Annotated in this window: 8 protein-coding genes and 1 pseudogene; 6 read left to right on the top strand and 3 right to left on the bottom strand. The window is 40.7% G+C overall.

Going from position 1 to position 11,949, the window contains the following annotated elements:
- Positions 1-53 precede the first annotated feature (53 nt).
- From ACHZEU_RS06355 to ACHZEU_RS06345, 3 genes are all read right to left on the bottom strand, one after another.
- Positions 54-1,574, bottom strand: coding sequence for a CoA-acylating methylmalonate-semialdehyde dehydrogenase (locus tag ACHZEU_RS06355; protein ID WP_404804228.1), 1,521 nt, complete (start codon positions 1,572-1,574; stop codon positions 54-56).
- Between the two features lie 13 nt (positions 1,575-1,587).
- Positions 1,588-2,949, bottom strand: coding sequence for an aspartate aminotransferase family protein (locus ACHZEU_RS06350; RefSeq protein ID WP_404804227.1), 1,362 nt, complete (start codon positions 2,947-2,949; stop codon positions 1,588-1,590).
- A 172-nt stretch (positions 2,950-3,121) separates the two neighbouring features.
- Positions 3,122-4,291, bottom strand: a complete 1,170-nt coding sequence (locus ACHZEU_RS06345; RefSeq protein WP_048389885.1) for a PucR family transcriptional regulator — start codon at positions 4,289-4,291, stop codon at positions 3,122-3,124.
- 140 nt (positions 4,292-4,431) lie between these two features.
- Here ACHZEU_RS06345 and ACHZEU_RS06340 point away from each other — a divergent pair, with 140 nt between their 5' ends.
- From ACHZEU_RS06340 to ACHZEU_RS06315, 6 genes and pseudogenes are all read left to right on the top strand, one after another.
- The gene (locus ACHZEU_RS06340; protein WP_048389888.1) at positions 4,432-5,676 is read left to right on the top strand and encodes a Zn-dependent hydrolase; all 1,245 of its coding nucleotides are present in this window, start codon (positions 4,432-4,434) and stop codon (positions 5,674-5,676) included.
- Between the two features lie 44 nt (positions 5,677-5,720).
- A complete protein-coding gene (gene hydA, locus ACHZEU_RS06335; RefSeq protein ID WP_048389890.1) occupies positions 5,721-7,124 on the top strand; it encodes a dihydropyrimidinase in 1,404 nt (467 codons plus the stop codon).
- Between the two features lie 99 nt (positions 7,125-7,223).
- Positions 7,224-8,591: an NAD(P)-dependent oxidoreductase gene (locus tag ACHZEU_RS06330; RefSeq protein WP_404804226.1), complete on the top strand. Its 1,368-nt coding sequence runs from the start codon at positions 7,224-7,226 to the stop codon at positions 8,589-8,591.
- Between the two features lie 188 nt (positions 8,592-8,779).
- Positions 8,780-10,036: pseudogene (gene preA, locus ACHZEU_RS06325) on the top strand (NAD-dependent dihydropyrimidine dehydrogenase subunit PreA); the annotation flags it as partial.
- A 130-nt stretch (positions 10,037-10,166) separates the two neighbouring features.
- Positions 10,167-11,681 carry an NCS1 family transporter gene (locus tag ACHZEU_RS06320; RefSeq protein ID WP_404804225.1) on the top strand — a complete coding sequence of 505 codons (1,515 nt, stop codon included), beginning with the start codon at positions 10,167-10,169 and terminating at the stop codon, positions 11,679-11,681.
- A gap of 45 nt (positions 11,682-11,726) precedes the next feature.
- Positions 11,727-11,936 (top strand): hypothetical protein, encoded by a 210-nt coding sequence (locus ACHZEU_RS06315; protein WP_404804224.1) that lies wholly within the window; start codon positions 11,727-11,729, stop codon positions 11,934-11,936.
- The last annotated feature ends 13 nt before the right edge of the window (positions 11,937-11,949 follow it).

Below are 11,949 nucleotides of genomic sequence, written 5' to 3'. Positions count from 1 at the left end.
TTTTTCAAAATATTCGCGTAGCTATTGACTACGCGAATATTTATTTTTTAGGATTAGTCCTGATTACTTGGAAATGCAAAGGAAGAGGTAACGTCATTCCCTTGTTCTATCCATTTTTCTGAAATGGTTTTCGCTTTTGTGAAGAAACGTACTTGGTCAGGTCCAAACATATGCCCCTCACCAAATCTTGAACKTTTCCAGCCACCAAAGTTATGATAGCCTACTGGAATAGGAATGGGTACATTGACACCTACCATACCTACTTCAATTTCAGTGGTAAACTTTCGAGCTGCAGCACCATTGTTCGTAAAGATGGTTACACCATTTCCTAATTCATGGGCATTAATAAGGGCTATAGCTTCCTCTAATGATGCCACGCGGACGACATTACGTGCAGGTCCAAAAACCTCTTGTTCATAAATTTCCATTCCAGGCTTTACATGATCGAGTAATGTAGGTCCAAGATAGAAACCGTTCGATTGTTTGGAAATTTCCGGATTTCGCCCATCGCAGACCAATGTTGCGCCTTCTTCTAGGCTACGATCGATATAGCCAATGATGGCATCCTTTGATTGCTGAGTAATGACTGGTCCAAAATCAACTTCGGCATCTGTATAGGGACCCACTTTTAATTTGGCAATTTTATCGGCAAGAATACCCACTAATTTATTGGCTGTATCCTCCCCAACAGGAATAATGGTTGACAGTGCCATACAACGCTGGGAGGCAGCTCCATAGGCAGCCCCTAAAAAGGCATTTGCTACATGCTCTAAGTCAGCATCTGGCATAACCACCATATTATTTTTACCTCCCCCAAGTGCTGTGACACGCTTCCCATGTTTAGAGGCTGTAGCATAAATGGCTTCTGCAACTGGCGTAGAGCCTACAAAGGAAATCGCTTCAATGGCAGGATGGCATAACAGCTCATTAACAGCATCTTTGTCTCCATTAATAACAGTCCAAACCCCATCTGGTAAGCCTGCCTCTTTCCACAGCTCTGATAAAAATAATGCTGAGCAAGGAACCCGCTCTGACGGCTTGAGAATCACACAGTTTCCTACAGCCACCGCCATACTTGTAATTGCTAGCGGTACCATGACAGGGAAATTAAATGGTGAAATAGCCGCTACAATGCCTAATGGTTCTTTCAGAGAGTAGGCATTGATATGACCACCAACATTCACCGAATACTCTCCTTTAAGTAAATGGGGGGCATTGATAGCTAAATCAACAGATTCTAAACCGCGAGTAATTTCGCCCTTGGCATCCTCAATCGTTTTGCCACTCTCTGTACAAATCATATCAATTAGTTCATCGATATTTTCTGTTATGAGTTGGCGGAATCTAAGGATAATTTCAGCTCGTTTACCAACTGATAAGGCACGCCAAGCAGGAAAAGCCGCTTGGGCAGCAGCAATCGCTTCCTGTACCTCTTGTTTTGTTGCCAAAGGTACGCGAGCAATGACAGTACCTGTGCTTGGGTTGTAAACATCTGAAAACTGACCGCTTTTCCCTAGAACTGTTTGTCCATTGATAAAATGACCTAAATCCTGTATGTCTGTATTTGTTACCATCTAGCTATTCCTCCTACAGTTTAATAGAGTGTAAGGCTTGCACAAATTTTTCAACAATGAAATTCGTCTCGTCTGAGGAAATAATCAGAGGAGGAGATAAGGTTAACACATTATTGAAACCTGCCACGGTCACCCCATTTTTCCCAATGAGTAACCCTTGTTCCTTACATTGTGTGATCACTTTGTTTACAAGTGTCATGTCGAGCGGAGTTTTGCTATCTTTATCTTGTACTAGCTCTACGCCAATTAATAAGCCTTTCCCACGAATATCCCCAACATTCGGGTGCTCCTTTAATTGCTCCTGTAATGTAGTGAGTAATGTAGCACCTAGTGCAGCTGAGTGGGCAAATAAATTTTCTTTTTCCATTATTTCAATATTTTTTAATGCGACGGCACATGCTGCTGGTGATCCACCGAATGTGTTGACATGACGGAAAAAGTCATATTCCTCAGTTCCAGCAAACGCCTCATAAATTTCACGACGAACAGCTGTAGCAGACAGTGGCATATAAGCGCTTGTTAAGCCTTTCGCCATAGTCACAATATCAGGCTGGATGCCGTAGTTTTGGAATCCAAAAGCTTTGCCTGTACGACCAAAACCACAAATAACTTCATCGACAATGAGTAGTGCGCCATGCTTCTCACAAACAGCTTTAACTCCTTGTAAGTAGCTGTCGTGGGGCATAATTACACCACCGCCAGTAATAATAGGCTCCATAATGACTGCTGCTATGGAATCTGACATTTCCCAAGTCATGACATGATCGATTGCTTGGACGGATGGTAATGCACAAGGGTCCTTACTTTGAATATGGTCTTCATTGGCACGATAAGCGTCAGGTGGAGTGACATGTATAAAACCTGGTGCCAGTGGCTCATATTTATACTTTCGTTGAGCTTGTCCAGTTGCTGCAAGAGCACCCATCGAGCTACCATGATAGGCCCGGTAACGAGAAATAATTTTCGTTCGATTGACGTGACCTTTTTGTTGATGATATTGTCTAGCTATTTTGAAGGCTGCCTCATTTGCCTCGGAGCCACTATTGGAGAAGAAGACGACATAATCATCCCCWWMAAGCTCAYTAATTTTTTCACTTAATTGAATAGCAGGGATATGCCCAACAGATAATGGGGTATACGTATTTTCTAGCAATTGCTCATAGGCAGCTTTGGCAATCTCCTCACGTCCATAGCCAACGTTTACACACCATAAACCTGCCATTGCATCTAAATAGCGCTTGCCTTCAATGTCAGTAATCCATGCCCCTTTAGAGGATTGGACGATCATTGTTGCATTTGGATTGTAGGGCTTCATAGAATGCCATACGAATTGTTCATCTTTTACTTGCCAATTGGGACTTGTTACATTTGTCACGAAGCTTCACTCCTTCTAAACAGGTAGTTGATTAGCATGCATATGTTTTCCTCAGATGTGGACAACAAAAATGCGCAGTCGCCCCCATTTGTACTTTATATGTATGCTTCAAGAATTTTAGAAGGAGTATTTAATGAGAAAGATAATTCAGTTAATTTAATGTTGTGACAGGCTATTGATGCATTAAGACATCCTCAATTAAAAAGGCAATATACAAATTAGTCTTCGTAAAGGGATTGCTTAAGTCCATATCTAATAGCATTTCAATTTTCTTAATTTTATAGAGGACGGTGTTTCGATGTATAAATTGACGTTCACTAATCCTGCTTGTACTGCCATTTTCCTCAACAAAAATACGTAAAAAAGGTACATAGTCTGTCCCATGTAGTTCATCATAGCGGTAAAGTTGTCCTAAAATATCCTGACTAAACGATTTCATTAGGGGCTGATTTTTCACAGCCATCAATATTTTATAGGCACCGATTTCTTTGTATTTATACAAATAACGATTGTTATGAAGCTGTGCTAAATGGATGACGGTTAAGGACTCATCATAGCTTTGGCGAACATTTTCTAGCTCTTTATGAAAGTTACCTTTGCCGATAATAATATCCAAGTAACCATTTTTTAGCGTGATTTTTTCATAGATTTCTTCTACAACTTTTGAGAAGGGTATATTAGGTGTATTGATTTGTGCTTTATCAATTAAAAAGATGAGGTGATTTTTATGCTTTAATTTTAAGAAGCGTTGATAGCGATTTTGAAAAGCGAATTGGATCATGACCTCATAACGGTCAATAGCTGCTTTGGAGCCAATGGTTGTACAAGTTATGATCGCTAATTCTCTTCCTTGAGGAAATCCTAGCTGTGCTAGTTGATCTTTCATTGTGTTAGTGTTTTGTTTGTAATGAAATAGTAGATTGAAAAGAACCTTTTCTTCGATAGAAAGCTCTTGATGGTGATTGGCAATAAATTGAAAGGTAGTTTTTAATAGATCAGCTATGCGATAATTCCATGGCATTTGAAAAATTGGGAAATCATGTTGATTGGCAAAAGAGATGACGGCTTCTGGAATGCTAGGAATGAATGGTCCTGTATTAATGATAAAGCCAGCTACTTTTTTTGTGTATGCCTGTTTGACAAGATGTTCCAAGGAGTCTTGCTGCGCATCTAAATTAATACCTGTTGTGACGACTAATTCATTGGGTCTACAAAACATGATTAAATCACTGCTTTCCACAACATTAATACCAGTAACTCTGCGATACGTACCACTATGTCCAGCGACTAATGTGAGCATTGGGAAATGAACTCCCTCTACAATTTTACGAATCGTCCCCATACGTTCCCCCCTTAATTATGAACATAACTTACCATATATGATGTGCAGTTGCACATATTTTTTTAGTTTACTATCCATATCTCACAAATTTTATCTATTTTAGAATGTTTATTAACTACTGTGAAAGAGAGGACTTGCATATGTATAAATGTAATAGTAGACGATTGCAAGAGTTAATTGAACAATTTAGTCAATTTGGGGCCACCGAAAATGGTGGTGTCACACGTTTGTCTCTTTCGAATGAGGATGTATTAGCAAGAAACTATTTTTGTGAGTGTTGCAAAGCGTTAGGAATGGATATTCAGGTGGACGATATGGGCAACATTTACGCCACTCTTCCTGGTAAAAAGAATGTGCCACCCATTGTCATGGGTTCCCATTTAGATTCAGTAGAAAAAGGTGGAAGATTTGATGGTGTGTTAGGTGTACTAACAGCGATCGAGGCCATTCGAACAATAAAGGAAAATGATATCGAAGTGGACATTCCTCTTACGATTGTCAATTTCACGAATGAAGAAGGGGCACGTTTTGATCCAGCCATGATGAGTTCAGGCGTCATCACCTCAAAATTTGACAAAGAAAAAATGCTCCAATCTACGGATAAAAACGGCATTCGTTTTCAACAAGCTTTACAAGCAAGTGGCTATGAGGGAGAGCAAGCCAATCGTCTGAAGGAGGCACTTGCTTATATCGAATTGCATATTGAACAAGGGCCAGTGTTAGAAGCAAAACAGCAGGAAATTGGTGTGGTTGAAGGTGTGCTAGGCATGGTCTGCTATGAAATTACAATTAGTGGGCAATCAAACCATGCAGGTACAACCCCAATGTCAATGCGTAAAGACCCAATGATTGTGGCATCAACCATCATTAAAGAGCTATATGAACAATTAGGAAAAATTGACGAACAACTTGTTTTTACTTTTGGTCGTATGAATGTTTCCCCGAATATTCATACCGTTATCCCAAATAAGGTGACATTTACAATTGATTCACGTCATCAAAAGCCAGAGGTCATGCAACAGGTTGAGGATATTCTCAACGCGCTTCCTGAGACAGCGGGCGGATGCCATATTCAGCCTGTCAAGTTATGGGGCAGAGATACCGTGCATTTTGATAGTGCGATTTGCAATGAAGTAGAAAGAGCTTGTCAAAGCTTTGGCTATTCATCTCATCGTATGTTTAGTGGCGCTGGACATGATGCACAGTATATGGCAAGTATGGTTCCTTCCGCGATGATTTTTGTTCCAAGCATTCAAGGGAAGAGTCATTGTGAAGAAGAGGAAACAGCCTTTGAAGATTGTGCAAAGGGCGCAGATATTTTATTGGAAACGGTGTTAACGCTACAAACGAAGTTTAGTATGGACGAAACATATACACTGCATTAACTATCAAGCATTCTCTAATTTTGTGATGAAGGGTGAGAGGCATAGTGAAAAAAATCATTAAAGGTGGACGAGTAGCAACTGCTGCTGATGTATTTGAGGCAGATATTTTAATTGAGAACGGTAAAATTGTTCAAATTGGACAAAATTTAACGGATGCTGGCGCTGAAATAATTGATGCTACAGGCAAGTACGTATTGCCTGGTGGCATTGATCCCCATACGCATTTAGACATGCCATTCAATAACACGGTGACGGATGATGATTGGAAATCAGGCACCATTGCAGCGGCTTTTGGTGGGACAACTACTATTTTAGATTTCTGTTTAACAGCAGGAGAAGAAAAATTATCGACAGCCGTAGAGAAATGGCATGACAAGGCAAAAGGAAAGTCTGCTATTGACTATGGCTTCCACTTGATGATTGGTGATCTAACACCTGAAACCGAAGCTGAATTACCACAATTATTAGAGCAAGAGGGCATTACTTCTGTCAAGGTCTTCATGGCTTATGCAAAAGAATTCCAAGCGACAGATCGTACATTATTTAAAGCCTTTAAAATCGCTAAGGATCTTGGTGCGATAGTGATGGTCCATTGTGAAAATGGCTCTGTTATAGATGAGCTAGTAGAGGAGGCAAGACGTGCTGGACATAAGGAACCGATCTATCATGCACTAACTCGTCCAGCGGAATTGGAAGGAGAGGCAACAAAGCGTGCTATCGAATTAGCGCATATAGCTGGTGCGAAGCTCTATGTGGTGCATGTGACATGTAAAGAAGCGGTAGATGAAATTATTGCCGCTCGTGAAAAGGGCTATGATGTTTATGGTGAAACTTGTCCACCGTATTTAACGCTCGATCAATCCGCATTAGCGCAACCAGGCTTTGAAGGAGCCAAATATGTTTGGTCACCGCCACTTCGTCCTAAATATCATCAAGAACATTTATGGAATGCCTTAAAGGCAAAACAGCTACAAACGATTGGCTCAGACCAATGCTCCTTTAGCTTTAAAGGTAAAAAGCAATTAGGCTTAAATGATTTCTCGAAAATTCCAAATGGCGGACCATTCATTGAAGACCGCTTCAGTATCTTATACTCTGAGGGCGTGGCAAAAGGCAGAATTTCCATCAATGAATTTGTTGATATGATCTCTACTAGTGCCGCAAAAATATTTGGCTTATTCCCGCAAAAAGGAACGATTGCAATTGGTTCAGATGCGGATATCGTCATTTTTGACCCAGAGGCACAGCGTCAAATTTCAGCTAAAACACATCATATGAATGTGGACTATAACCCATATGAAGGCTGGGAGGTAACAGGTGAGCCTGTTAGTGTACTCGTACGTGGGGAATATGTCATTAAAAATAAAGAATTTGTAGGTGTACTTGGCAGTGGACGATACATTAAACGTCCATTAAAAACAGTAACTGCGGAAGCTCTAAACATTTAGCTTCCTACAGGATAGGACCGATTGTTTTGACTGGAGAGCAAAACAATCGGTTTCGTAATTAGGGTACGGAAAAAATGAACACATGAGGGGGATGTGGAAATGGCTCCGATTCAAGAAAATGCAATGACCGTGCAGCTTAGACGTAATTTTGTGGAATTAAAAGGTAAGATGACAAAGAATGAGGCTATTGAGGAAGCCAATCGTTGTTTGTATTGCTATGACGCACCATGTATTAAATCATGTCCAACAAGTATTCAAATACCAAATTTCATAAAAAAAATTGCATCTGGTAATATGAAGGGTTCGGCTACGACTATATTAGAAGCAAACCCAATTGGTGCAAGCTGTGCAAGAGTTTGTCCAACGGAAGAACTGTGTGAAGGGGCGTGTGTCTTAAATTCTTCAACAAAGCCAATTAAAATTGGTGAGTTACAACGTTATGCAACGGATTGGGCAATGGAAACCAATGCTCAGCTATTTAAGGCAGGTCCACATAATGGACAGAAAATAGCCATTGTAGGGGCAGGTCCTGCTGGTTTGTCGGCAGCTCGTGAGCTCAGTCGTTTAGGCTATCAAGTAACTATTTATGAGGCTGAAGCGAAGGCAGGGGGCTTAGGAAGCTATGGGATTGTAGCATTCCGATTACCAAATGATGTCGTAGATTGGGAAGTAGAGCAGATTGAACAGCTCGGTGTGGACATTCAAACGAATACAGCTGTAGGTGTGGATATTTCTGCTGATGAAATTTTGGCTCAGTATGACAGTGTGATTTTAGCTGTCGGTATGGGTGCTGTCCCAAATCTGGGCATTGATGGGGAAGATTTAGAAGGGGTACATGATGCTATTGAGTTTATTCGAAAAACAAAAATGGGACCGCTTACAAATGATATTGTAGGGAAACGAGTAGCCGTAATCGGTGCTGGAAACACGGCGATAGACGGTGCTACAAGTGCGGTGCGTTTAGGCGCAGATAATGTACAAATTCTCTATCGTAGAACAGAAAAAGAAATGACAGCATACAAATTTGAATATGAATTTGCCAAGCAGGATGGTGTGGAATTTAAATGGCTAACTGCACCTAAAAAAATTATTGGCAATGAAGCAGGAAAGGTGACAGGCATTGAATGTGTGAAAATGAAGCTTGGTGAGGCAGGTCCTGATGGTCGACAACGCCCTGAAGAAGTAAAGGGCTCCAATTTTATCATTGAAGTGGATGCTGTTATTAAAGCCATCGGGCAAACTCGTTTTGTATCGTTAATTGAAGCCTTTGGTTTAGCTCATACAAATGGTGTCGTAGACATTGATGAGACAACAATGCAAACGTCCAATGACAAAGTATTTGCATGTGGAGATGTTGTCTTTGGTAATGGACAGGGTGAAGCGATGGTAGTGACCGCTGTACAGCAAGGAAAAGATGCAGCATATAAGATTCATGAACGTTTAAGAAAACCAAGTGAGATTGCATAAAGTGAACCTTCAATCAGGGAGGCTCTTTCTCCACTGATTGTTAGATTCACCAATCGGGTTTATACAGGCTGTTAATCCTCCATCTGAATGATTACATTAGCTTTTGAAATGGTGGTCATACAGCCTGTATCTGGCACTATGCTTTCAGTTGACAAAAGATTGTTAGTACGGATAGAGGGGGAACTTATATGGCAGACTTACGCATTAATTTAGCGGGCATCAAATCGCCGAATCCATTTTGGCTAGCATCTGCTCCACCAACGAATTCAGGCTATCAAGTCCAACGTGCATTTGAAGCGGGCTGGGGTGGCGCAGTTTGGAAAACGTTAGGAGAACCGATTTTAAATGTGTCTTCCCGTTTTGCAGCAGTTAGCTATAATGGCCAACGTGTGGCAGGCTTGAACAATATTGAATTAATTACGGATCGACCATTAGAAGTGAATTTACAAGAAATTTATGAGACGAAAAAGAAATTTCCTAATCACGCAATTATTGCCTCGTTAATGGTGGAACCAAAGCAAGAAAAATGGCATGAAATTGTGAAACGAGTAGAAGATGTGGGGGTTGATGGTCTTGAGCTTAACTTTGGTTGTCCACATGGGATGGCAGAACGAGGCATGGGTTCTGCCTCTGGTCAAGTCCCTGAATTGGTGGAAAAACAAACGTATTGGGTAAAGGAAGCGGCGCGTACACCTGTTATTGTTAAACTAACGCCCAACATTACGGATATTACCGTGACGGCGGAAGCGGCAACACGAGGTGGAGCAGATGCTGTGAGTATGATTAATACGATTAACAGTTTAGCTGGTGTTGATTTAGATTCTTGGAATACAGTACCACATGTGGCTGGAAAAGGAGCTCATGGGGGCTATTGTGGTCCAGCAGTTAAACCAATTGCACTGAACATGGTTGCAGAATGTGCTCGTAATCCATTAGTCAATGTACCGATTTCGGGCATTGGGGGGATCTCCAATTGGCAAGATGCAGCGGAATTTATATTAATGGGTGCGACAGGCGTACAGGTATGTACAGCAGCAATGCATCATGGCTTTAGTATTGTGGAGGATATGATTGATGGGCTGAATAACTACTTAGATGATAAAGGTCTAGCTTCAGTCATGGATTTAGTTGGTCGCTCTGTACAAAGGTATTCAAACTGGGGTGATTTAGATTTAAATTATAAAATTGTCGCAGAAATTAATAATGATGTTTGTATTAATTGCAATAAGTGTCATATTGCTTGCGAGGATACATCCCATCAATGTATTGACCTTTATACGGAGGATGGTCGCCCAATGCTAAAGGTTCGTGAGGAAGACTGCGTAGGCTGTCATTTATGCTCAATTGTTTGTCCTGTCGATGGAGCCATTTCAATGGTTGAACGCCCATCTACAATTCCGCCAATGACATGGAATGAACGCCAATCACTTCTTAGCAGTCTCTCAAAATMAMGGAMCGTTGTTCATTTTWGAATAAAGATTAAAATCGAAATTCCACCTTCCTTCAGCACTGTGGGTGAAGGAAGGCACTTCAAGTAGGTTGTCACGGAAATTAGAAAAAAAGGAGAGAAACATTATGGAACGTGAAGGGAATTATTTAAAATCCCCAGATTTACTTCCAGTGACACATCAACAAAGAAATATTGGAACATTTGGTTTTGCGGTGATTTGGATAGGAATGGCAATTGTATTAGCGGCTTTTGCCATTGGTGGTTCGGCTATCATGAATTTATCCTTACCAATGGTGATTGTGGCAACATTGGTAGGTTCTTGTTTAATTGGCGTCTTTATGACGTTAATTGGTGACATCGGAATAGAGCATGGATTATCTTTCCCTGTTTATATGCGTGCACCATTTGGCACATTCGGTACTCATATACCTTCCCTTGTACGTGGTGTTACAGCTGCCTGTTGGTTTGGTTTGAATACGTATTTTGGTGCATTAGCGATAAACGGAATTTTAAATTTATTGTTTGGCTTTGATAATTGGTTTATCTGCTTCCTTGTGTTTGCAGCGCTTCAACTCTTTAATACATCTCTTGGTATTAAATCCATTGAGCGTTTTGCTGATTTAGCAGCCCCTGTCATTATTTTAATTTCTTGTTGGATGTATTACACATTGGCAGATAATGCAACATCTCAGGGAAAAAATATTTGGACGTGGGTGGAAACCCCAACAACAGGCTTCGCTGCTTTTACCGCCTTTATGGTAGTGGTGATGGCAAATATGGGCTTTTGGGCAACCTTAGCAGCAGATATGCCATCCTTGTCCCGTTTCTTTAAAGMACCCAAAAATGAGCGTAATTGGTTCAAGCGTAATAAAACACAGCTTGTAGGCTCTTTAATTGTCATGCCCATTACAAACACATTCATTGTTACGATTGGTGCAGTTTGCTATATGGCAGTTGCCTCGGCAGACCCAATTAATGCCTTACAGCAAAGTGCAAGCGGCTTTATTCTTGGGATTCTATTGCTGATGATTGTATTAGCACAATGGTCGACAAATACCTCTGCCAACGTTGTACCAGCAGCTACTATTTTCTCTAATATCGGTGGACCGAAAGTGCCATTCTGGGTAGGGGTAGTTATTGCAGGGATTATTGGTATTCTTGCACAGCCTTGGAGTCTATTTGATGTCATGGTCAATGTCCTATTAATCATTGGCGGTATTTTAACAGCGATTGTAGGTATTTTATTTGCTGATTACTACCTGATTCGTAAACGGCGCGTACATGTAAAAGAGCTTTATGAATTAGATGGGCAATTTAAATATTATAAGGGCTTTAATATGGCTGGGTTAATCGCCTGGGTAATCGGTGGTGCAGTTGCCAATATATTTTCAACTTACTCTTCTTTAGTAGGGTTCGCTGTAGGCGCGATTGTATATTATGTATTAGCGAAGTATTGGTGGTTTAAAAAGTATCCACAAGCTGAGCTAGATGATCCAAGTGATGCCAAATATTTAGGTATTACAGTCGGACATAATTTAGATGAAATATTTGGCCAACCAGCAGCTCCAGCGGCGGTCCCAGATGAAGATGAACTGGTGGAGCAACCAGATCCTCTGTTAGAGATGAAGGGTGCCGAGTAAGTGAGACAACATCAAGACATTTTCAAAAGAAGGTGAGGTGATGGCATGTCTGAATTCCAACAAAGCACAGAGGAAATTCAAAAAGTAGATCATTATTTAGATAGTGGCTTTAAAATCAAATATGTCTACGAAAATTTAAGTGGGATGTTTGTAGAATTTGCACGTCAAGAAGAAGTGACTTTGCTACAAATTCTAACAGCAGATGCACGTAAATACTTCTCTTCAAAATTACAGGAACAAACTTTAATTCAATAACGAAGTAAACTCT

The organism is Lysinibacillus sp. S1 (assembly GCF_044986265.1).
GTDB classification, from domain to species: Bacteria; Bacillota; Bacilli; order Bacillales_A; family Planococcaceae; genus Lysinibacillus; species Lysinibacillus capsici.
The sequence above is the reverse complement of the archived record's forward strand: the minus strand, read 5'-3'. Positions and strand labels throughout refer to the sequence as shown.